Origin of the sequence: Aerococcus sanguinicola (genome assembly GCF_001543145.1) — a bacterium.
GTDB lineage: Bacteria > Bacillota > Bacilli > Lactobacillales > Aerococcaceae > Aerococcus > Aerococcus sanguinicola.
The window spans coordinates 214,806-235,739 of record NZ_CP014160.1 but is presented as its reverse complement, the minus strand read 5'-3'; the positions used below and the strand labels follow the sequence as shown (position 1 = coordinate 235,739).

21 protein-coding genes are annotated in these 20,934 nt (G+C 48.9%); 18 read left to right on the top strand and 3 right to left on the bottom strand.

The window, feature by feature from the left end:
• Window positions 1-26 precede the first annotated feature (26 nt).
• The 6 genes from AWM72_RS01235 (at window position 27) to xerD (ending at window position 8,797) form a co-directional block, all read left to right on the top strand.
• Window positions 27-3,422, top strand: a complete 3,396-nt coding sequence (locus tag AWM72_RS01235) for a DNA polymerase III subunit alpha (protein ID WP_067971951.1) — start codon at window positions 27-29, stop codon at window positions 3,420-3,422.
• 143 nt (window positions 3,423-3,565) lie between these two features.
• Window positions 3,566-4,483 (top strand): 6-phosphofructokinase, encoded by a 918-nt coding sequence (gene pfkA / locus AWM72_RS01230; protein WP_067976491.1) that lies wholly within the window; start codon window positions 3,566-3,568, stop codon window positions 4,481-4,483.
• 55 nt (window positions 4,484-4,538) lie between these two features.
• Window positions 4,539-6,314: a pyruvate kinase gene (gene pyk / locus AWM72_RS01225; protein ID WP_067971948.1), complete on the top strand. Its 1,776-nt coding sequence runs from the start codon at window positions 4,539-4,541 to the stop codon at window positions 6,312-6,314.
• 257 nt (window positions 6,315-6,571) lie between these two features.
• On the top strand, window positions 6,572-7,453 hold the full coding sequence (locus AWM72_RS01220) for a CvfB family protein (protein WP_067971945.1): 882 nt from the start codon (window positions 6,572-6,574) through the stop codon (window positions 7,451-7,453).
• Entirely contained in the window at window positions 7,453-7,914 is a 462-nt protein-coding gene (locus AWM72_RS01215) for a Fur family transcriptional regulator (RefSeq protein ID WP_067971942.1), read from the top strand. The genes AWM72_RS01220 and AWM72_RS01215 overlap by 1 nt, the downstream gene beginning before the upstream one ends.
• Complete coding sequence (xerD, locus tag AWM72_RS01210; protein ID WP_067971939.1) at window positions 7,904-8,797, top strand: site-specific tyrosine recombinase XerD; 894 nt, start codon at window positions 7,904-7,906, stop codon at window positions 8,795-8,797. Before AWM72_RS01215 ends, xerD begins: the two co-directional genes overlap by 11 nt.
• A gap of 63 nt (window positions 8,798-8,860) precedes the next feature.
• On the opposite strand, the gene AWM72_RS01205 is transcribed toward xerD, so the two are convergent.
• Window positions 8,861-9,640 carry an FxLYD domain-containing protein gene (locus AWM72_RS01205; protein WP_067971936.1) on the bottom strand — a complete coding sequence of 260 codons (780 nt, stop codon included), beginning with the start codon at window positions 9,638-9,640 and terminating at the stop codon, window positions 8,861-8,863.
• Window positions 9,641-9,785: 145 nt separating this feature from the next.
• Between AWM72_RS01205 and AWM72_RS01200 the strand changes: the two genes are divergently transcribed.
• Window positions 9,786-10,517 carry an NAD-dependent protein deacylase gene (locus AWM72_RS01200; RefSeq protein WP_083505571.1) on the top strand — a complete coding sequence of 244 codons (732 nt, stop codon included), beginning with the start codon at window positions 9,786-9,788 and terminating at the stop codon, window positions 10,515-10,517.
• Here AWM72_RS01200 and AWM72_RS01195 read toward each other — a convergent pair.
• The gene (locus AWM72_RS01195; protein ID WP_067971929.1) at window positions 10,501-10,791 is read right to left on the bottom strand and encodes a chorismate mutase; all 291 of its coding nucleotides are present in this window, start codon (window positions 10,789-10,791) and stop codon (window positions 10,501-10,503) included. The genes AWM72_RS01200 and AWM72_RS01195 overlap by 17 nt on opposite strands.
• 86 nt (window positions 10,792-10,877) lie before the next feature.
• On the opposite strand from AWM72_RS01195, the gene AWM72_RS01190 reads away from it, so the two are divergent.
• From AWM72_RS01190 to AWM72_RS01165, 6 genes are all read left to right on the top strand, one after another.
• Window positions 10,878-11,708, top strand: a complete 831-nt coding sequence (locus AWM72_RS01190) for a glycosyltransferase family 8 protein (protein WP_067971925.1) — start codon at window positions 10,878-10,880, stop codon at window positions 11,706-11,708.
• Between the two features lie 73 nt (window positions 11,709-11,781).
• On the top strand, window positions 11,782-12,186 hold the full coding sequence (locus tag AWM72_RS01185) for a hypothetical protein (protein ID WP_067971922.1): 405 nt from the start codon (window positions 11,782-11,784) through the stop codon (window positions 12,184-12,186).
• Complete coding sequence (locus AWM72_RS01180; protein ID WP_067971919.1) at window positions 12,186-12,953, top strand: segregation and condensation protein A; 768 nt, start codon at window positions 12,186-12,188, stop codon at window positions 12,951-12,953. The genes AWM72_RS01185 and AWM72_RS01180 overlap by 1 nt, the downstream gene beginning before the upstream one ends.
• A complete protein-coding gene (gene scpB, locus AWM72_RS01175; RefSeq protein ID WP_067971916.1) occupies window positions 12,950-13,537 on the top strand; it encodes an SMC-Scp complex subunit ScpB in 588 nt (195 codons plus the stop codon). Before AWM72_RS01180 ends, scpB begins: the two co-directional genes overlap by 4 nt.
• A 22-nt stretch (window positions 13,538-13,559) precedes the next feature.
• A complete protein-coding gene (locus tag AWM72_RS01170; RefSeq protein WP_067971914.1) occupies window positions 13,560-14,291 on the top strand; it encodes a pseudouridine synthase in 732 nt (243 codons plus the stop codon).
• A gap of 2 nt (window positions 14,292-14,293) precedes the next feature.
• Window positions 14,294-14,872, top strand: a complete 579-nt coding sequence (locus AWM72_RS01165) for an ECF transporter S component (protein WP_230080880.1) — start codon at window positions 14,294-14,296, stop codon at window positions 14,870-14,872.
• A 177-nt stretch (window positions 14,873-15,049) separates the two neighbouring features.
• Here AWM72_RS01165 and AWM72_RS01160 read toward each other — a convergent pair whose 3' ends face one another.
• Window positions 15,050-15,265 (bottom strand): ferredoxin, encoded by a 216-nt coding sequence (locus AWM72_RS01160; protein WP_233419251.1) that lies wholly within the window; start codon window positions 15,263-15,265, stop codon window positions 15,050-15,052.
• A 25-nt stretch (window positions 15,266-15,290) separates the two neighbouring features.
• Between AWM72_RS01160 and AWM72_RS09335 the strand changes: the two genes are divergently transcribed.
• The 5 genes from AWM72_RS09335 to rpsA all read left to right on the top strand — a co-directional run bounded on the left by AWM72_RS09335 (window position 15,291) and on the right by rpsA (window position 20,735).
• Window positions 15,291-16,298 (top strand): YpbB family protein, encoded by a 1,008-nt coding sequence (locus AWM72_RS09335; RefSeq protein ID WP_067971911.1) that lies wholly within the window; start codon window positions 15,291-15,293, stop codon window positions 16,296-16,298.
• On the top strand, window positions 16,291-17,760 hold the full coding sequence (locus AWM72_RS01150; RefSeq protein ID WP_067971909.1) for a RecQ family ATP-dependent DNA helicase: 1,470 nt from the start codon (window positions 16,291-16,293) through the stop codon (window positions 17,758-17,760). Before AWM72_RS09335 ends, AWM72_RS01150 begins: the two co-directional genes overlap by 8 nt.
• Window positions 17,761-17,835: 75 nt before the next feature.
• Entirely contained in the window at window positions 17,836-18,624 is a 789-nt protein-coding gene (locus AWM72_RS01145; protein WP_067971907.1) for a LysM peptidoglycan-binding domain-containing protein, read from the top strand.
• Between the two features lie 20 nt (window positions 18,625-18,644).
• Window positions 18,645-19,343, top strand: a complete 699-nt coding sequence (gene cmk / locus AWM72_RS01140) for a (d)CMP kinase (protein WP_067976485.1) — start codon at window positions 18,645-18,647, stop codon at window positions 19,341-19,343.
• 96 nt (window positions 19,344-19,439) lie between these two features.
• Window positions 19,440-20,735: a 30S ribosomal protein S1 gene (gene rpsA / locus AWM72_RS01135; protein ID WP_067971904.1), complete on the top strand. Its 1,296-nt coding sequence runs from the start codon at window positions 19,440-19,442 to the stop codon at window positions 20,733-20,735.
• The last annotated feature ends 199 nt before the right edge of the window (window positions 20,736-20,934 follow it).

The following is a 20,934-nucleotide window of genomic DNA, read 5'->3' as shown; positions in this document are numbered from 1 at the left end:
GACCATACGGGGAAAGGAGAGAGCTTATGTTTGCCCCCTTGCATGTCAATAGTGCCTATACCTTACTCAAGAGTCCCATGTCCCTCGCTGATTATGTGGCTTTTGGCAAAAAATTGGGCTACCAGGCGCTGGGCTTGGCCGATGTCAATGTCCTGTACGGCGCCTGTGAATTCTACGACCTCTGCCAGGAAGCGGGGATTAAGGCCCTGATTGGTCTATCCCTCCAGCTCCCTTCTGAACTTATGGGTCAGGACTTTGAAGAATATGTGGTTTATGCGCGCAACCAGGCAGGCTACCAGGTCCTCATGCGCTTGTCTACACTGGTTAAAACCGGGCGTTACGCAGAAGCCTTGGATCGTTTAAAAAAGGAGAATGATAATCTCCTGGTAGTCCTGTCTGCCGTTTATGGCCCTCATATGGCACGGATTAAAGAGAATCAAGACGCTGAAGCTCTGGCCTGGTGCCAGGGCTTTAAAGCGCATTTTAAGGCAGGTAATCTCTATATTGGGCTGAGTGCCCAGGCCTTTGACCGCTACCACTTGGATAGCATTAAAGCGCTGAGCCAGAAGACCGGCTTAGACCTCCTTGCCTTGCCTTATGTTGCCTACTTAGAGACGGAGGACGTTTTCTACAAGCAAGTCCTAGCAGCTATTGACCAGAACCGGCCCCTAGAAGATATTGAAGCTAGCCGGGAGGGGCGGGGCCCTCACTTTCTAAGGTCGCCGGCAGATTGGCGGGCTGAATACGCTGAAATCGGATTAGCGGAGGCGGTGGACCGTCTGTCTGACTTAGTCGCTGATCTGAATGTCGAGATGGTCTACCACAAGGAACTCCTGCCGCGCTTTCCCCTAGCTGAGGGGGAGGATGCCCAGTCCTACTTGGCCCAGCAAGCAGCCCAGGGTTTGGCCGAGCGCGTGGGCGACCAGGCAAATTTTAAAGCTTACCAGGAGCGTTTGACCTACGAACTTCAAGTGATTCATCGGATGGGTTTTGATGATTATTTCTTGATTGTGTGGGATATTATGCGCTATGCCCGGGCCTCTAAGATTACTGTAGGGCCTGGTCGGGGGTCAGCAGCAGGCTCCTTGGTCGCCTATGCCCTCTTCATTACCCATGTCGATCCCATTGAAAATGACCTACTCTTTGAGCGCTTCCTCAATCCCGAGCGCCACAGCATGCCCGATATCGACTTGGACTTTCCCGACAACCGCCGTCAGGATGTCCTCCACTATGTCTATGAAAAATACGGGGCCGACCATGTGGCCCAGATTGCTACCTTCGGAACTTTTGCTGCGCGCAAGGCCCTGCGCGATGTGGGCTCAGCCCTAGGTAAGAGTCAAGCCGAAATTAGTAGCTGGGCCAATCAAATTAAAGGTCAGGTCAGCTTACGCCAGGCCTACCAAGCTTCCAAAGACTTCCAGCGCCTGCTAGAGGAAACGGAAGATGGCAAGCTCTGGCTCCAAGCGGCGCTGAAATTAGAAGGCTTGCCCCGCCATGTCTCGACGCACGCGGCAGGAGTCCTGATTAGCGACCGGCCCCTGGTGGCGGATATTCCCCTCCAGCAGAACGCCAACAATGAAATCTTACTCTCTCAATTCACCATGGGCGAAGTCGAGCGGATTGGGCTCTTGAAGATTGACTTCTTGGGCCTTATCAACTTGAGCATCCTCCACGATGTCAAAGAAGCTGCTGAGAAGTTAGGCTATAAAGACTTAGACCAAAAATTGGCCCAAAAGGATGATCCGGCGGTCTACCAGCTCTTCCAGCGGGCTGAGACCCTGGGCGTCTTCCAATTTGAATCGGACGGTATCCGCAATGTCCTGCGCCAAGTGAGTCCCGAATCAATGGAAGACCTGGCAGCCGTCAATGCCCTCTTCCGGCCGGGACCAATGAAGCAGATCAACCACTTTGCCCGACGCAAGCACGGTCAGGAAGCTATCTCTTATCCCCATGAGGACCTTGCCCCGATCTTGGAAGCAACATACGGGGTCATGGTCTACCAAGAACAAGTCATGCAGGTGGCCCAAAAGATTGCTGGCTTTAGCCTCGGTCAGGCCGATATCCTGCGCCGGGCCATGGGCAAGAAGCAGCAGGAAGTCTTAGATGGCCTCCATGACCAATTCATCGCGGGAGCTATCGACCAGGGCTATGAGGCAGGCTTGGCCGAAGAAGTCTACCACTATATCGATGCCTTCGCCAATTATGGCTTCAACCGGTCCCATGCCTTTGCCTATTCTTACTTGGCTTATGACTTGGCCTGGTTCAAGGTCCATTGCCCGGCTGCCTTTTATTACGGTAACCTTCGCCACACCAGCATCCATGACGTCAAGGGTAAGCAGCTCTTAACGGAGGCCCGGTCAGCCGGCATTGAAATTGACCTACCCAGTGTCAACCGGTCCTTCATGCCCTTGGACCTGGTCGACCAGTCGACCCTCCGCCTGGGTCTATCCAATATCAAGACCCTGAGCCGGCCGGTGAGCCGGAGCATTATTTCAGAGCGCCAGTACGGAGGTGCCTATAAGGATCTTATGGATTTTGTCAGTCGCTTGGACCAAGCAGCTGCCCGGGAAAAGGTGCTGACCGCTCTAGCCTTATCCGGCGCCCTGGATGACTTTAACTATAACCGCCGGACCCTGGTGGAAGATGCCCTGCCTAAGTTGCTGGACCACCGCAAACTGTTTGGCCAGCAGAGCCAACAGAGCCAGCTAGACCTGGGCATGGCCAATGACTACCAGTCTCTCTTTGCTCCGGTCATTGAAGAATGCGAAGAGTACAAAGATTCCGAACTGATCCAGCAAGAGATAGACTACCTGGGCCTCTGCCTGAGTGTCGATCCCTATGCAGCCTGGAAGGACTTCTACCAGACAGGCCAGCTCCAGGCCATTAGCGATCTCAAACCAGGCCAGGGAGTTCAGGTTATCGGTGAAGTCATCCATGTCAAACGGATCCAAACGAAGAAGGGGCAACCCATGGCCTTCCTGGAAGTCCAAGATGCCACGGGGACGGTTAACTTAACTGCCTTTCCCCAGACCTATATCCGCTATGCCGCCTTCTTGCGGGACAAGCAGAAACTGGCCGTGCGCGGTAAGACTGAAGAGCGGCGCGACCAACTCCAAATCCTAGTCGATCAAGTTTATCCCCTGGACCAGGCCTACTACCAGCAGCTCAAAGACCAAGCCATTAAGCAGGGGCGGGCGGGCGCCTTCCATATCGAAGTCGCCAACCAAGCAGCCGCTTCCCAGAAGAAGGCAGACCTGCTTGCCCTTGTCCAAGACCAACCTGGCATCACGCCCCTCCACTTTATCTTCAAGGAGGAGGGCAGCCAGCATTGGTTGGGCTCACAATTTGCACTCGCTCATACGCCCCAGGTCCTCCAAGCCCTTAAGGATATTTATGGGGCAAAACATGTCATTCTCAGCTAACAAGTTCGTGAAAAAATTACAAATAGGGCGACATTTTTTAGAAAAAATGTTAAGATAAAACTGTATGAATTAATTTTTTGAAACGAGGTGTCCAAGTGGTTAAACGTATTGGCGTTTTAACAAGTGGTGGTGACGCACCAGGGATGAATGCCGCGATTCGTGCTGTCGTTAGAAAAGCTATCTATGACGGTAACGAGGTTTATGGTATCCGCTATGGCTTTCGTGGACTAGCAGAGGGCGATATCTATCAAATGGGTATTGATGATGTCGGCAACTTGCTGTCGCGCGGGGGAACCATGCTGTACACGGCACGCTATCCTGAATTTGCTGAGAAGGAAGGACAGGAGAAGGCCATTGCGCAATTAAAGAAATTTAAGATTGATTCTTTAATTGTCATCGGTGGGGACGGTTCCTTCATGGGAGCCAAGGCCCTGAGTGAGCACGGTTTTCCAACGGTTGGTATTCCTGGGACGATTGATAATGATATTGCAGGGACTGATTTTACCATTGGTTTCGATACAGCCTGCAATACCGTCATCGAGGCAGTCGATAAGATTCGGGATACGGCCACCAGTCATGAGCGGACCTTCATTATTGAAGTGATGGGACGTAACGCTGGGGATATTGCCCTCTGGACCGGCATTTCATCCGGGGCTGAGAAGGTGATTATTCCTGAAATTGGCTTTGATATGGACCAGATTGTGGAAGATATCAAGGCAGGCCGTGAGCGGGGTAAGAAGCATATCATTATTATCCTCGCTGAAGGCGTCATGTCTGCCAATAAATTCATGGATAAGCTCTCGACTTACGGGAACTTCCACAGCCGGGCAACAGTTCTCGGTCACATGCAAAGAGGGGGCGCCCCTTCCGCACGCGACCGTGTCCTTGCAACTATGTTTGGCTTCAGGGCAGTAGAGCTCTTGAACCAAGGCCACTCAGGTATCTGCTTGGGTATCCGTGGCAATGATATTGTCTATGGCGATATTTCGGAAGTCTTGAACCGAGAAACCCACACCCCATTGATGGAATTGTATGAAATTAATGGTGACATTTCCTACTAAGTCGCTTATAATGTCTATTCGTTCAAAGGATTAAAGCAAAAAAAGGAGAACAAAAATGCAAAAGAACACTAAAATTGTTTGTACTATTGGCCCAGCTTCTGAGTCAGTTGAAACCCTAGTTCAATTAATGGAAGCGGGCATGAACGTCGCTCGTTTGAACTTCTCACACGGCTCTCATGAAGAACATGAAGCCCGGATTAAGAACATCCGTGAAGCTGCCAAACAAAGCGGCAAGCGGGTTGCCCTCTTATTGGACACCAAGGGGCCTGAAATCCGTACCCACAATATGGTTAACCATGAACCTGTTTTACTTGAAAAAGGTACGACCGTTTCAATCTTCTCAGAAGAAGTTGAAGGGGATGCGACTAAATTCTCGATCACTTACCCACAATTGATTGATGACGTTCACGTTGGTTCACATATCTTAGTCGACGACGGTCTGGTTGACTTACTGGTTACTGACATTAACAAAGCCAATGGCGAAATTGTTACCGTTGTTGAAAACAGCGGGATCATCAAGGACAAGAAGGGTGTCAACGTACCAGGCGTTTCTATCAACCTACCAGGGATTACCGACAAGGACGAAGCCGATATCCGCTTTGGTCTTGAACAAGGCATTGACTTTATTGCTGCTTCCTTTGTCCGTAAACCAGAAGACATTCTTGAAATCCGCGAAATCCTAGAAGAAACTGGCAACCAAGATGTTCAAGTCCTGCCTAAGATCGAAAACCAAGAAGGCGTGGACAACATTAAAGAAATTATGAACGTTTCCGATGGTTTAATGATTGCCCGCGGGGACTTAGGGGTTGAAATTCCTGTAGAAACTGTTCCAATCGCTCAAAAAGATATGATTGAACTCTGCAATAGCTTGGGCAAACCAGTTATTACAGCTACCCAAATGTTAGATTCCATGCAACGGAACCCACGTCCAACGCGTGCTGAAGCATCAGACGTTGCCAATGCTATCTACGACGGTACCGATGCCATCATGTTATCTGGTGAAACAGCAGCTGGGGACTATCCTGTTGAAGCCGTTCAAACCATGAACCGGATTGCTTTGGCAACTGAAGCTCAAATCGCTGCGCATTCAGAAGGTGTTTTACCTAACCATGTGGAACGTGGTGACCATGCCCAATTAGACGTGGCCGAAGCTATCAGCCAATCCGTTGCTTATACAGCAAGCAACTTGGGTATCCGTACCATTGTTGCTGCCACAGATTCTGGTTTTACGGCTAAGATGATTTCTAAATACCGTCCAAATGCGACAATCTTGGCTTTAACCTTCTCTGAAAGCCGCGCCAATAAGCTTATGCTTTCGAGTGGGGTAGAACCAATTGTAGCTGAACGTCCAGCAACAACTGATGACATGATGATCTTAGCTGCTAACTTAGCTAAGGAAAATGGCTATGCCCAAGACGGCGACAAGATCTTAGTAACTGCTGGTGTTCCTGTCGGCGAACGTGGCACAACTAACTTAATGAAGATCCAAATCGTTGGTCGTCAAATCGTTCGCGGCCAAGGTATCGGGGAAAATTCTGCTGTCGGTCACGTTGTCTTAGCTAAGGATGCAGAAGAAGCTAACGAAAAAGTAACGGCTAATTCTGTCCTTGTTGTGAAGACAACAGATGAATCATACAACGATACCATTAGCAAAGCGAAGGCAGTTATCGTTGAAGAAGGCGGTGTAACGAGCCATGCTGCCGTACTTGGCATCAACACCAATACCCCAGTTATCGTAGGGGCTGAAGGTGCAGTTGCAGAAGTGACTGAAGGTCAATTAGTCACCGTCGATGCCCGTCGTGGTGTTGTTTATGAAGGCGGCGACGCTTAATTAAGAGACTCTGACAAAAGTCGCCCAGCCCTGAATCACTGGATCAGTTTTTACAAATGGTGATTGAAAAAGAATCTGATTCTTCTGTTCTAGGTACTTAATTAAGCTGAAACTAGATTGAGAATTTTGCTTGTTGGATTAACCAATGAGCAAAATTCTTTTTTTATAAGACCAGGTCGAGCGCTCGAAGCTTAAAGTATGCTAGAATAGAAAGCGTATGAAATTGGATACGATTCGACCAATGAAAGAGGTAGACCATGAATAAATATTTAGGAAGCCTGGTGACAGGCATTGTTACCGATGAGAACGATAAACACTTTTTTGTGCAAAAAGATGGCTTGTCCTACCGCTTAGACAGAGACCAAGCTGGATCGCTCAAAATGGGCGACAGCATTCGAGGCTTCGTTTATGAGAACAGTCACAAGCAATTGTGCATGACCCTGGACCTGCCTGAGGTCCGCCAAGCTCGTTACGGTTGGGGAGAAGTTACTTCCGTTAAACCAGATTTAGGGGTCTTTTTGGCTATTGGCTTGCCGGATAAGGACATGGTGCTATCCCTGGATGACCTCCCTCAAGAGAAGCATCTTTGGCCTAAAAAAGGCAGCAAGCTCTTTGTGCGCCTAGAAGTAGACAAGAAGGACCGGGTCTGGGCCAAGCTAGCGGACGACCAGGTCTTCCAGCAGATTTCCAAGCGTCTGTCCCCCCATACTTCGACTTGGAATAATAAAACGGTGAAAGCTCGGGTCTACCGCTGCAAGTTTGTGGGGACCTATCTTTTGACAGAGGACTACTACCAGGCCTTTATCCATGAGAGTGAGCGCTATGAAGAGCCCGCCCTGGGTGAGGAAGTGACCGCCCGGGTGATCGGTGTGGGCCAACATGGCAACTTAAACCTGTCCCTGAAACCGCAAGCCTACCAAGTCATCAATGAAGATGCTCAAATGATTCAGGCTATCCTGGAACGGCAACCAGATCACTTCCTACCTTACAATGATAAGAGCCGGCCGGAAGATATTCGTAAGTTCTTCAGCCTTTCCAAGGCCCAATTTAAACGTGCCCTCGGCCATCTGATGAAAGAGGGGATCCTGCGCCAGGACCAAGCAGGTATTTATTTAGTAAACAAAGGGGATGAGGACTAGTGGGGACAGACCAATTTCAAGAGCTGAAGGCTTCGGTTCAAGCTTCTGGATTTAAGCTGACGCCCCAACGTCAGAGCACCCTACAGGTATTGATTGAGCAAAGCGACCAGTTGCTGAGTGCCGAACAAATCTATATGTACACCCGGGAAAAGAATGAATCAATCGGTCTGGCCACCGTCTACCGGACCCTGGAGATTTTAACGTCCATCCAGGTGGTCAGCAAGGTCATGGGCAGCGAAGGATTGGCCTATTACAGCCTCATCAACCGGCAATCCCAGCATGCCCCCCACCACTTGGTTTGCATCCATTGCGGTCGGATTATTGAAATCAACGAGGACCTCCTGGACGCTGTAGAAAAAGAAGTCGAAAAAAACTTCCACTTCAAGGTGACTAACCACCACTTGGTCATCCACGGCCTCTGCCAGGACTGCCAAGAAGGAGACTTGCCCTATGACGAATAAGGAACTTCTGGAAGACTTTCTGATGACACTCAAGGTAGAGGCAGGTTTATCGAATAACACTATCAAGAGCTACGCCAATGATATCCGGGGCTTGGATGCTTGGATGGAGGACCAAGGCTTTAGCCATTACAAGGACCTAGATCGCACAGATATCCGGGCCTTTCTCAAGTTCAAGAGCGACCAAGGACAGAAGCCGACTACCCTCAGCCACTTGCTGTCATGCTTGCGGCGTTTCTTTTCCCACTTATTGTTGAACGGACAGATTGACCAGAATCCCGTCGACCAGATTGCCATGCCCAAGAAACGGCAGACCCTGCCCACTGTCTTAAGCATGGCTGAAGTGGACCGTTTGCTCCAGGCTCCAGATATCGGGACACCCCTAGGACTAAGAGACCGGGCCATGTTGGAGCTCCTCTATGCTTCGGGCCTTCGTGTGAGTGAGCTCGTCCATCTCAAAGTAACGGATATCCATCCAGAATTAGGCTTCCTCCAGAGTTTGGGCAAGGGGGACAAGGAGCGGATTGTGCCCCTGGGGGAAGTGGCTGCTGATTGGATTGGCCGCTACCAGGACTATGCCCGTGACCAACTGCTCAAGGATAAGGATTCGGAGATCTTATTCCTAAACCACCACGGAAAGGGGATCAGCCGTCAAGGGGTGTGGAAGCGCATCAAGGCCTATGTCCAAGAAGTCGGTATCCAAAAAAATGTGAGCCCCCACACTCTCCGCCACTCCTTTGCGACCCATATTCTTGAGAATGGGGCGGATTTGCGGGTCGTTCAAGAATTGCTTGGCCATAGTGATATTTCCACGACACAAATTTATACCCATATCCATGCTCCTCATCTCAAAGAAATTTATGCTAAGTCCTTCCCACGGTCTTAATGCACTAAAAAAGCCTTAAAGTAAACAGCTTGCCTGTTTCACTTTAAGGCTTCTTTATTTGCCCTAGGGCTTATTAATTTCCAGATTATCTAAGTTAAGGTCTGGAGCAACACTGGCAAAGTCTTTGTCAGTGGAATATGTCAGATCTTTCGTTTCGCCATTTTTCAGGACGTCAATTTTTTCGCTTTGCTTGTCTACTTCATTGCCATCCTTATCGAGGAACTTGATGGTGATGGTGAAGTTGGCTAAGTCCGCTCCTGTAGTATTGGATAATTGACCGCTGATATTGGTTTGGCCATTAGCATCCTTGCTACCTTGGAAGCTCAGTTTATTGAGGTCTTCTTGGAATTTCTTCAGGATATCGGTTCGCTCCTCAGCCTTAGCCTTGTCTTTTTTAATCTGTTCACGGTCTAAGGCCAGGTCATCTTCCGACCCCTCAGGTAGGACATAACGCTTGTCTTTGGAGAGCTCCTTGAGATAGCCCACCCGCTTGTCATAGTGGTTAAGATAGTTTTCAAGGTCGTCATAGCCCAATTGGTCCGTGTCTAGGGCTTCAAGACAGGCTCTAACTTCTTTGAGGTAATTTTGAACCGTTTGACCGAGTTCAGGATCTTCGAAATCAGCATTTTCATACTTCTCTAGTCCCTTTAACTCCGTTTCAAAGATTGCCTTGAAGGACTTGGTGATATCATTTTCCTTTTCCACTTTCTTCATAGTTTCCGTCCGATCCTGCCAGGTTGAGGCCAGGTCGGCGAAGAAGGCGTCGTCCGTCTTTTGGACTTGGGAACAGCCGCCTAAGAAAATAAACAAGGCCAAGCCGATGATGGATAAGAATTTACGCATTAGGAATAACCTCCACTTCTTTATGTATTATATTAACAGAAAATGCAATAAAGGGTTAATATTTTCCTTTAAATTTCTGCTTTTTCCCAAGCTCTGTTAAAATAGAAGCAGAGCTTGAATCGATGAACTGAGAAAGGGTGGTATTATGGAAAAAATAGATCAATTGCAAGCATTAATTGACAAGAGTCAACATCTGGTCTTTTTCGGTGGGGCAGGGGTGTCAACTGAAAGTGGTATCCCTGATTTTCGCTCCTCTGAAGGGCTCTACAGCAAGGACCAAGGGGCACAGATTCCGGCCGAAGAGGTGATTTCCCACCATTACTTTATGGCCCATCCAGAAGAATTTTTTGCTTTTTATTTCGAACACTTGGTCTTCCCTGAGGCTGAGCCCAATCCGGCCCACCGCTATCTGGCGGACTTGGAGGCTCGAGGGAAGGAAGTGACGGTCATCACTCAAAACATTGATGGTCTCCACCAGAAGGCTGGTAGCCAGCGGGTGTTTGAATTACATGGGTCCGTTTGGCGCAATTACTGTATGGACTATGGCCAGGCTTATGCCTATGAAGACTTGCGTCAGGACCGAGACGGGATTCCTCGCTGCGAAAAAGACCAGGGCATCGTGCGGCCAGATATCGTGCTCTATGAAGAGGGTTTAGATGCCTCTGTCCTTCAAGCCGCTGTCCAGGCCTTGCAAGAGGCGGATTTGCTGATTATTGCTGGGACTTCCCTGGTCGTTTATCCGGCAGCGGGCTTGATTAATTATTACGGCGGCAAAGACCTGGTCTTAATTAACAAAAGCCCCCTCCAAGTGGCTCAGAAGCAATCACTCATTGTCTTTCAAGACCGGGTGGGCCGAGTCTTTAGTGCTCTGGATTAGTTTGGTCGTTGGCAAGAATTTCTTGCTGGCGTTCGCGGGATAGGCGCATGATTTCCTGGTAGAGTTTTTGGACACTATCAGCATTGGCTGGATTCTTTAAGCCTTTTTGAACATTGTCGATCACGGCCTGTTCTCGGTCAGCCACGAAGATAGCCGCCCCTTGAGCGGCTTTGAGTCGGGCAATTTCTTCACTGACTTTAAGCCGGTCTTCATAGAGGGCAACAATTTGCTGGTCAATCTGGTTAATTTTCTTTCTTTCTTGATCTAGGGACATGCTTTCACTCCTTATGATTTACTGCATTTTACTTATTATAGATAAAATTTTGAGTTCTGACAATTAGCAGAACTAGAAAGGTAATGATGAATTTATTATTTGCTATTGACCATCGCTTTGTCGATCAAATGTTGACCACCCTTACTTCGGTGGTAGAGAACAGCAAGGAAGCGGTCGAGGCCGTCTATATTTTGACCAAGGGAGCCTTAGCGGGGAAAGAAGCTATCCAAAGTCTGACGGCTAACTTTGCCATCGACCTCCACTTGATCAATATGGAGGAGGCCGACTTTAGCCAGGCCCCTGTTTCTAAACGCTATCCGGAAACTATTTACTACCGGCTTCTGGCCCAAGACTTCTTACCGGACCATTTAGATCGGATCCTCTACCTGGATGCGGATATCCTCTGCATCAATGACTTGTCAGAGCTCTACCACTTAGACCTAGCTGACCATTTATACGCAGCGGCCAGCCATTCCCGTCTCACCAGGCTCTCGGATGACTTTAACCGGCTTCGTTTACAGCGAGAGGATGGGGGCTCTTACTACAATTCAGGGGTGCTCTTGATGAATTTGCCGGCACTCCGAGCCCAGGTGCGTGCGGATGACATTTACCGCTACATTGCTTCCCATTACTACCAGCTCTTTTTACCGGACCAGGATGTCCTCAATGCCCTCTATGGCCACCAGGTCTATGCCTTGCCCGACCAAATTTATAATTACGACATGCGCTATCAGAAGACCTATGAACTGATTTCAGCGGGGGCATGGGATGACCAGTGGGTGATTGCCCATACGGCTCTCTTGCATTTCTGTGGCAAGCGCAAGCCCTGGGAGGCCCATGCAAGCGATAAATTTGCTCTTCTCTACCAGCACTATTGGCAGCGGATGCACCGCCACTTAAGCCAAGAAAGCTTGTAAGAATTGCAAGATCTGTGATAATATGTTAGAGTTTCGTTAATTAAATTTTGACTTTTAGATTGGGAGATAACATATGCTAACACCATATATTCCAAAGTATAAAAAAGTAGCGATGGGTTTACTCTCTTATATTCCGCGTTTTAAGGACTATGAGGAGATGAGTAATGAAATTGCCAAAATCGAATCCGGCTACCGGTCCTTATACCTCTACAGGGACCAAGCATCCGATAACTACCATGCCTTGATTGCTTTTGATGAAGACTTGGATAGCCAAAGCATTATTCTGCGCTATGTGGCGGTGACGCCTTCTTTTAGGGGCGAAGGCTTGGTTTCGCAGATGATAACGGAACTCAGTGAGCTTTTTCCCCAGCGTAATTTCTCAGCTTCAATTGAGATGTCGGATTTTTTCAAGAAATGGAATCTTGAGATGCGCCAGGCTAAAGGCAAGCATTCAGCAGAGGAAGTGTCAGACCTTTAATGGAAGAAAATAAGCAGCTTGAAGACTATCCAGCCTCTGCTTTGAGGCTGGATTTAGCTAGTTTTGAAGGGCCCTTGGACCTGCTTTTGCACTTGATTAAGACCCTTGAAGTGGATATCTTTGATATTCCCATTGTCTTGGTTACAGAGCAGTATTTGGCCTACTTGGAGGCTATGAAGGAATTGGAACTGGACTTGGCCAGTGAGTACTTGGTTATGGCGGCGAGCCTGATTGAAATTAAGTCGAAGATGATGCTGCCCAAGCCCAAGAAAGAAGCGACAGAAGAGGAAGAAGATCCCCGCGAAGACCTGGTCCAGCAATTGCTGACCTACCAGCAATACCAGAATGTGAGCAAGCTCTTGGAAGAGAAGCAGGAGGCCCGGCAATTGGAGTATCCCAAGGCAGCTAGCGACCTATCCGCCTATCAGACCAAGGTCCCCTTAGCAAAAGGGGCTTTCGACCAAGATGACTTACTAGCAGCCTTGCGTAAAATGATGCGTCGCTTGAAGAGTCAGGCCCCTTTGGAACGCCAGGTGCAAGCAGAGACTTATTCTGTCCAGGAAGCCATGGATGACCTGCTCCAAGCTTGTCCTCGTGGTCGGGTAATTTCTTTTTATGACTTGATCGTGGATGGCCCGCTGACCCGCGAACGGATCGTGACACTCTTCTTGGCCCTCTTACAACTGGTCAAAGCTGCGGACTTGTCCTTTGCCCAGACTTTGGGCCAGACCGATATTGAGATCAAACGAAATGAGGTGGGGGAATGAGAGCCATGCAGGCCATTGAAAGTTTATTATTTGTTGCCGGCGACCAAGGCTTGGACCTAGAAGAATTGGCTCAATTGCTCGACTTGTCCATCGACCAGACCCGCTATGCCCTTTTGAAATTGGCTGAGAAATACCAGGCGGACCGGCAGTCGGCTTTGAAGCTATCTTGGGTCAACCAGCGCATCCAGCTCGTCACCAAGTCGGAGCTAGCGGATGTGGTCAAGTCTTATGCTCTGTCGCCTTTCTCGGTCAAGCTATCGCAAGCAGCCCTGGAAACTTTGGCCATCATTGCTTACCAGGCCCCTATCACGCGGATGGAGATCGATGATATCCGAGGGGTTCAGTCCTCAGCCATGATTCAGAAACTCCTCCAGCATGACCTGATTGAAGAACAAGGCCGTAAAGAAGGTCCTGGCCGGCCCATCATCTATGGAGTGAGCGATTACTTCTACCAATATTTTGGCCTGTCTTCCTTAGATGAACTACCGGATCTCACTAGGCTCAAGACGGAGGAAACAGAGGAGGCTGAACAGACGGCTTTATTTGATGCAGGAGAGCTCGCTGACAACAGTATGGAGATATAATTTGCTTAAAGGAGATTGAGCTATGGAAAGATTACAGAAAGTCATTGCACATGCAGGCGTGGCTTCACGCCGACAAGCGGAAAAGTTAATTACAGCTGGCCGGGTGAAGGTCAATGGCGAGACGGTGGTGGAATTGGGGACCAAGGTGAGTCGCCACGACCGGGTGGAAGTGGATGAAGTTCCAATCTACAAGGAAGAACCCAAGTATTTTGTCCTGAATAAGCCAACAGGCGTCATTTCAGCAGTGGAAGATGACCGTGGGCGCCCCTGTGTGACCGACTATTTCCCAGATGTGGAAGAGCGGATTTATCCGATTGGCCGCTTGGACTATAATACGAGTGGGCTCTTGCTTTTGACCAATGACGGGGAATTTGCTAATCTCCTCATGCACCCCAGTCACGAGGTGGCTAAGGGTTATATCGCCAAGGTCAACGGCATTCCGAACCGCGACGACCTCCGCCGTTTGGAGAAGGGGGTTATTATTGATCGCAAGAAGACGGCCCCAGCCAAGGCACGCATGATTAAGACGGAAGAAGCCAAGGACTATGCCGTGGTTGAACTGGTCATCCACGAAGGCCGCAACCGCCAAGTCCGTAAGATGTTCGACGCCATCGGTCATTCTGTGCAAAAATTGCGCCGTGAATTCTATGGGAATATCTACCTGGATGATCTGCGGCCCGGTCAATCTCGTGTCCTCTTGCCCTTTGAGGTCCAACAGCTCAAAGACTTGGCAGAAGATGGAAAGGAGAAGTAGTTGTGAAGGCTAAAAGATTAATGTTTATAGCGATTATGGGAGCCTTGGCTTATCTTTTAATGTTCTTTGCTTTTCCCATTCTTTTCGCCTTGCCTTTCTTAAAGATTGACTTCTCAGATATCCCGCTTTTATTAACGACCTTCCTCTATGGCCCCCTGTCCGGTGCTCTAGCGGCCTTGATCCGGACCCTGCTTCACTATATCCAAACTGGTGGGGATGCGGGTTATCCGATTGGCGACTTGGCCAGCTTCTTAGCCAGCCTGGCCTATATCTTGCCGATTTACTATTTCCTGCGGGGCCACTTAGGAACTATCAAGGCTAAGGACCGCCAGCTGGCTTGGTCGAGACTCCTCTTAACTTATGGCTCGGCGACCCTATCGCTGACCCTAGTGATGGTTGCCTTGAACTACTTCGTGCTAGCGCCCTTCTATTCGGCAGTGATGAATTTCCCGATTAATGACATGGTCCAATACCTACTCATGGGCATTGTGCCCTTTAACCTCGTCAAGGGGATCTTGGTATCTATCGTCGCCCACTTCTTCCTCAGACGCCTCCTACCGATTTTGGATCGGTGGTTATAGATTTAATTTTTTTAATTTAAGGCGAGAGTCCTTGGCTCGAGCCGGTGCCATGGCTCTTTAACGATCAAAGGCAAGTGTAAGGAATGCTCACTTAAGTATGAAAGAGGAAGAAGGCAGACAAAGAAAAAGCTTTCCGTTATAATGGGACTGAAAGGTCCAATAACGGAAAGCTTTTTCTTAATTTTTGACCCGCTGGATAGCGCCTGTCGGACAGTGGGTGAGGGCCTGGCGGAAGGCCTCGACTTGGTCGTCTGGAATCTGGGCTCGGTAAGCCTGGTCTGCGTTTTTGAAGTAAGCGATGCCTTCATCGTCATAGTCGAAGATTTGCCCGGCTTTGAGCTGGCAAATCCCGCAGGCAATGCAGGCTTCAGGAATAATTTGTCCTTGCATCATCAATCACCTTTCTGGAGGGAGTCGCGTGAACGAAATTCTTGTCAAAGTTATCACTAGCTGTCAGGGCCTGACGCCGAATTCGACCTACCAAGTGTTGATTGGCAAGCGGACGCCATCGACCCTCTACTTTGCGAAAAAGCATCAATTGGAGGCTTATTTTGGCCTCTTCCCCCAGCTCAAGAAGTCTGACTGGGGTCAGGTCTTAGCCCAGCAAGCGAGCCGTCAGGATTATTCTAACACAAAGCTTTCTTTCTTGGCAGCCCTGCTTGATTACCGCCAGGGCATGGTCTTCCCCCAAAGCCGGCAGAAGCGCTATGAGGCCTACTTGCTCCTCGTCCAAGCTGCCTCCCAGCTAGCTTATGGACAAAAGCGCTATGTGACGGTGACCCAAGACTGGGAAGTTCAGCAATTTGTGAAAGCCTATTTTAGCCAGCTAAGGATTCAGGGACGGGAGGCCTTTACTGCCTCATTTTACCAGGAATGGGCACGGCTTTTAGAAGACTGGCCTCAGGACCAGGCCGATTTCTTGCTCAGTCAATTTTCAGGACACGACCTCCCCGCTTTGGCGGCTGAGGACTGGTTAGATCTACTGCAGGGTCAGGCATTTAGCTTGGCCCGACAATTTGTTTTAGGGCGTTTAGACCAGGCCCTTGAATCAGCAGAGGGGTGTCCTTATCTCATTTATTTCAAAAAAGGACTCGACCGACGCTTCCCCGCCTGGAAGCCTTCTGCTGATCTGACCTTGAAGGGCTTGGATCAGGGAGCTAGCCTAGCGGAAGTCCAGGCCAGGAGGGGACTCAAAGCCTCGACACTGGCCGATCATCTGATTGAAGTGGCTATCTTTGACTGTGACCGCTTCTTGCCCGAGCTGGGCCGAGCTCTGGGGAAAGGCCCTGAAAGCTTCTATGCGGAAAAAGCCCCAGAAGACTTTGCAACTTTCCAAGACCAGTATGGGGACCAAGCATTTTGGCTCTACCGGGTCTGGCAGATTGCTAATCTTGAAGCAGAAGGGGGGAACTTCGCTCGTGCGTGATTTTAAGCAGGAATTACAGACTTATTTTGGCTTGGATACCTTTAAACCCGGTCAGTTAGAAGCCTTGGAGGCCTTGGAAACTGGTAAGCAGGTCATGGCCTTGATGCCAACTGGGGGCGGAAAGTCCTTGATCTACCAACTCTTTGCTCAGGGCAAGTCTGGACTAACGGTCATTGTGTCTCCTTTGATTGCCTTGATGCAAGACCAATTGGCCCAGCTCCAGCTCGGCGGTTTTAAAGGAGCCATGGCCTTAAATAGTGCGCTTAGTCCCCAAGCCTTCAACCAGGCCTTGACCCAGCTGGGGGACTATCGTTTTCTCTTCTTATCGCCAGAGATGATCCAACAAGGCCGGGTCAAAGACCGGCTCCGGCAATTAGCGATTGATCTCTTTGTGGTGGATGAGGCCCATTGTATCCTTCAATGGGGGGTAGACTTTCGGCCCGAATATTCCCAGCTCAAAGCCCTCCGCCAAGACCTGGGCCGCCCCCTAACCCTAGCTCTGACCGCAACGGCGAGCCCGGCTGAACTTGGGACCATTCAGTCCTATCTCTTTGACCCTGAAGAGCGAGTCAAGACGGTGAAACTCCCGCTGGACCGCCCCAATATCTTCTACGATTGTGAGCTCTTGGATGCGGCAGATAAGTTTGAATTTCTCGGTCAAAAATTGAGCCACTTACCCAAACCGGGAATCGTCTACGTCCACCAAAAAGCCGAACTCGAAGCACTGAGTCAGACTTTTCGGGCCCAGGGTCTGAATGTGGCAGCCTACCATGCTGACCTTCCGGATAGCCAACGTTTTGCCATCCAGGAACAATTTCTGAACCATAGCTTGGATGTGATTTTTGCCACGTCAGCCTTCGGAATGGGGATTAACCAGGCAGACTTGCGCTTTGTTATCCACTACCACTTGCCTTTTTCTTTGAATGAATTGAGTCAGGAGAGCGGCCGCGCCGGTCGCGACCGCAAGCAGGCCTACCACTTGATCTTAGTGGACCAGGAAGAGAAGCGACGCATGCTTTACTTTAGGCAACACCCAGAAGAAGAGGCAGACAACTTTTTAGCTTTGTTAGCTCATAGCTTTAAGTTGACTGACCGCCAAATTTCCCAGCTTTCCCACGGGCTTGACCAGGGCGTCAGCGCCCGGCTTGACTTTTACCGTTTTCATTTTAATGATTTTGACCAGGCTAAGGCTCACTATCAGGCTTATATCAAGAAGAACCAGGCAGCCCTAGACCATCTACTGGCCCTAGTTGAAGGGGAGACTTGTTTGAGACAAGGGCTTCTGGACTATTTCCAAAGTGAGGAAGAGGGAGAAAAACCTGCTTTTTGTTGTAGCCGCTGCCAGCCTAACTTTGAATCTTTGGCCCCCTGGCAGGCTTACTTGACGTCTGGACAGGCTGCCAAAAAGGCGGGGCGTCCGAACTGGCAAGAACGTTTGGACCAACTATTTAACCGCAAGTGACCGAGGAATTTAAATGACTTTTCAACTATAAAGTGATACAATTTTTTTAAATGAATTGGAAAGGATTGACCCGTTATGAGCTTACGCGATAAGTTTAATCAGTTTAGAAAGCGCCCTTCAGATGATTTGGACCAGGAGGACTTCGACTACGACGCTTATGATGAAGTCGATGACTATGACTACGAAGACCTAGGTGATGACCCTGAAACGAGTGAATTCACTGATGAGGCCGACCAGAATTTTGGTGAGTACGAGAACCTGAAGAAGCGCCAATATTCCCGCTCAGCCCGCAATCCCAAGGGCCATGATGAGAAGATCTCACCCTTTGCTAAAGTTTTGACCTTCATCCTCTTAGTGATGGTGATTGTGCCTTTGATCATTACGGTTTATACCGCTAACCAGAAGAAAACCGTGGAACCGCAATCGACGGACCAAGTCATGGTGTCCAAGACCCAGAATGTTTCCGCCAGCAAGGCTGAGGAAGAGAGCCGGAAGAAGGCTTCAGAGTCCAAGGCTAAAGAAGAAGCCGACAAGAAGTCAGCCTCTATCGCTTCCTCAGAACAAGCGGAGAGCGCTAACCAAGCTAGTCAGTCAGCAGCAGCTTCAGCTAGCATCGCAGCTCAGCAACAACAAGCTGCCCAAGCTTCCGAACGTGCTTCCTTGGCCCAGTCTTCGGCTAATGCCCAACAGAACCAACAAGGGCAAAATACTGCTGGGACTTCTGGTACCTATACCGTGCAAGCAGGGGACAACCTCTACCGGATTGCTGTTAACCATGGCATGACCTTGGACCAATTACTCCAAGCGAATGGCCTGAGTGCAAATTCGAACATTGCCCCAGGTACCGTCCTTAGGGTACAGTAATGCGGAAAGGAGCGCCTGAATTGACTCAAAATTTCCAAATTGCGATTGACGGACCAGCTTCTTCGGGCAAGTCGACCTTGGCTAAACGCCTGGCCCAACACTATGGCTATATTTACTTAGATACTGGGGCCATGTACCGCTGTCTAAGTTTAGCCGCTAGCCGGGCTGGGATTGGACCCGAAGACGAAGAGGGTTTGAAAAAACTCTTGGCAGGAATTGAGATTTCCTTTCAAGCTTCAGAGCAGGGCCAGTTGGTCTATCTGAACGGCGAAGAGGTGACGCGGGCGATTCGTGAGGACCAGGTATCTAACCTGGTCTCTTATTATGCAGCCATTCCCTTGGTTCGCCAGGAATTAGTTAAGCGCCAGCAAGAGATTGCTAGGCGTGCGGAGGGAATCGTCATGGATGGCCGGGACATCGGGACAGTGGTCCTGCCCCAGGCCCAAGTTAAGATTTACTTGATCGCTTCCGTTCATGAGCGAGCCAAGCGTCGCTATCTTGAGAACCAGGACCACCAGTATTCTGACCAAAGCCTGGAAGAAATTGAAGAAGAAATCCGCCAGCGGGACCATTATGACATGAACCGGGAGGAAAGCCCCCTGCGGCCAGCTCCTGATGCGGTCCATGTCGACAGTTCAGAATTGACCATTGAAGAGGTCCAAGACCGCTTAATTACCATTATCGACGAAAAAAAGCGTGAGAAAGCTGAAAATATTTAGTGGATCGCTTGTTTTATTAAGGCAAACATGGTAAAATCAACGTTGTAACACTGGTCTCTTGACTGGTGGCTAGTACTTTAGGAGAGGATACAATATATGTCAAACGAATTTGAAGCACAAAATCATGAAGTAGAAGAAACAGAGGCAATGCCATCAATGGAAGATGTCCTTGATCAAACCTTGGACGTTAAAATTGGCGACACTGTTAATGGTGAAGTTTTAACCATCGATGAAAACAACCAATTAATCGTAGGGATCGAAGGCGCCGGCGTTGAAGGCGTTGTGCCATTCCGTGAAATCTCATCAACACCAATCGACAATGTTGAAGACGTAGTTAAAGTTGGCGACGTCATTGAATTGGTTGTTGTTAAACAAATCAAAGAAAAAGAAAACGGTTCTTTCTTACTTTCACGTCGTCGCGTTGAAGCTAAGAAGATCTGGAAAGAACTTGAAGAAAAAGCTGAAAACGACGAAACAATCACTGTTCCCGTTAAGAAAGTGGTTAAGGGTGGTTTAGTTGTTGACGCTGGCGTTCGTGGTTTCATTCCTGCTTCAATGGTAGAAGATCACTTTGTTAAGGATTTCACTCCTTATAAAGATAAAGAATTAGAAGTTAAAATTGTGGAAATCGATCCAGCTGAAAACCGCTTGATCCTATCCCACAAAGAAATTGCTGCTGAAAAGGCTGCTGCTGAACGTGCTGAAAAATTAGAGCAATTCGAAGCTGGTCAAACTGTTACTGGTACAGTTGCTCGCTTAGCTAACTTCGGTGCCTTTATCGACTTAGGCGGCATTGACGGTTTAGTTCACATTTCACAAATTGCTCACCACCACGTGAAGCATCCTTCAGATGTTTTAACTGTTGGCGAAGAAGTAGACGTGAAGATCTTATCTGTTGATGAAGACCGCGGTCGTATTTCACTTTCAATCAAGGAATTAGTTCCTGGACCATGGGAAGATATCGAAGAAAAAGCGCCTAAGGGAGCCGTATTAGATGGTATTGTACGCCGTCTTGTGGACTTTGGTGCCTTCGTTGAAGTATTCCCAGGCGTTGAAGGTTTAGTTCACATTTCACAAATTGCGCATGAGCATGTGAATACACCAGCTGATAAATTATCAGAAGGTCAAGAAGTACAAGTTAAAGTGCTTGATGTGAACCCAGAAGAAAACCGCTTATCATTAAGTATCAAAGCCTTAGAAGAAGCACCTGCTAAAGAAGAAGGCGCTGACCGTGACCACAAACCACGTGCTAAGAAATCTCGTCCAGCACGTAAGAATAACCGTGGCCAAGCTGCACGTCAAAACCAAGCAGCTGAAGAAGATACAGGCTTTACTTTTGGCGACTTATTAGGCGACCAATTAAAAGGATTAGACCTTAGCGACGAAGACTAATCTAAAGATAATGAGTTGAAAATAGAGGCTTGAGCAAAATACTTTATTTTGCCGGCCTTTATTTTTTTATCAGAAAGAAAGTTGTTTAAAGGATTCTGTTCTAAATTGTGTTGATGAGCATGCGTTGCGCTTTTGAATTTGATCGTTATAGAGCCATGGCATCGGCTCGAGCCAAGGTCTCTTGCCTAGCGAGCTTCAA

Excerpts from the sequence above, each read along its gene's own strand:
- pfkA (WP_067976491.1), top strand. The coding sequence starts at position 3,566 with ATGAATGCCGCGATTCGTGCTGTCGTTAGAAAAGCTATCTATGACGGT.
- AWM72_RS01185 (WP_067971922.1), top strand. The coding sequence starts at position 11,782 with ATGCTAACACCATATATTCCAAAGTATAAAAAAGTAGCGATGGGTTTA.
- AWM72_RS01180 (WP_067971919.1), top strand. The coding sequence starts at position 12,186 with ATGGAAGAAAATAAGCAGCTTGAAGACTATCCAGCCTCTGCTTTGAGG.
- AWM72_RS01205 (WP_067971936.1), bottom strand. The coding sequence starts at position 9,640 with ATGCGTAAATTCTTATCCATCATCGGCTTGGCCTTGTTTATTTTCTTA.
- AWM72_RS01200 (WP_083505571.1), top strand. The coding sequence starts at position 9,786 with ATGGAAAAAATAGATCAATTGCAAGCATTAATTGACAAGAGTCAACAT.
- AWM72_RS01145 (WP_067971907.1), top strand. The coding sequence starts at position 17,836 with ATGAGCTTACGCGATAAGTTTAATCAGTTTAGAAAGCGCCCTTCAGAT.
- xerD (WP_067971939.1), top strand. The coding sequence starts at position 7,904 with ATGACGAATAAGGAACTTCTGGAAGACTTTCTGATGACACTCAAGGTA.
- scpB (WP_067971916.1), top strand. The coding sequence starts at position 12,950 with ATGAGAGCCATGCAGGCCATTGAAAGTTTATTATTTGTTGCCGGCGAC.
- AWM72_RS01170 (WP_067971914.1), top strand. The coding sequence starts at position 13,560 with ATGGAAAGATTACAGAAAGTCATTGCACATGCAGGCGTGGCTTCACGC.
- AWM72_RS01195 (WP_067971929.1), bottom strand. The coding sequence starts at position 10,791 with ATGTCCCTAGATCAAGAAAGAAAGAAAATTAACCAGATTGACCAGCAA.
- AWM72_RS01190 (WP_067971925.1), top strand. The coding sequence starts at position 10,878 with ATGAATTTATTATTTGCTATTGACCATCGCTTTGTCGATCAAATGTTG.
- AWM72_RS01220 (WP_067971945.1), top strand. The coding sequence starts at position 6,572 with ATGAATAAATATTTAGGAAGCCTGGTGACAGGCATTGTTACCGATGAG.
- AWM72_RS01235 (WP_067971951.1), top strand. The coding sequence starts at position 27 with ATGTTTGCCCCCTTGCATGTCAATAGTGCCTATACCTTACTCAAGAGT.
- rpsA (WP_067971904.1), top strand. The coding sequence starts at position 19,440 with ATGTCAAACGAATTTGAAGCACAAAATCATGAAGTAGAAGAAACAGAG.
- AWM72_RS01160 (WP_233419251.1), bottom strand. The coding sequence starts at position 15,265 with ATGATGCAAGGACAAATTATTCCTGAAGCCTGCATTGCCTGCGGGATT.
- pyk (WP_067971948.1), top strand. The coding sequence starts at position 4,539 with ATGCAAAAGAACACTAAAATTGTTTGTACTATTGGCCCAGCTTCTGAG.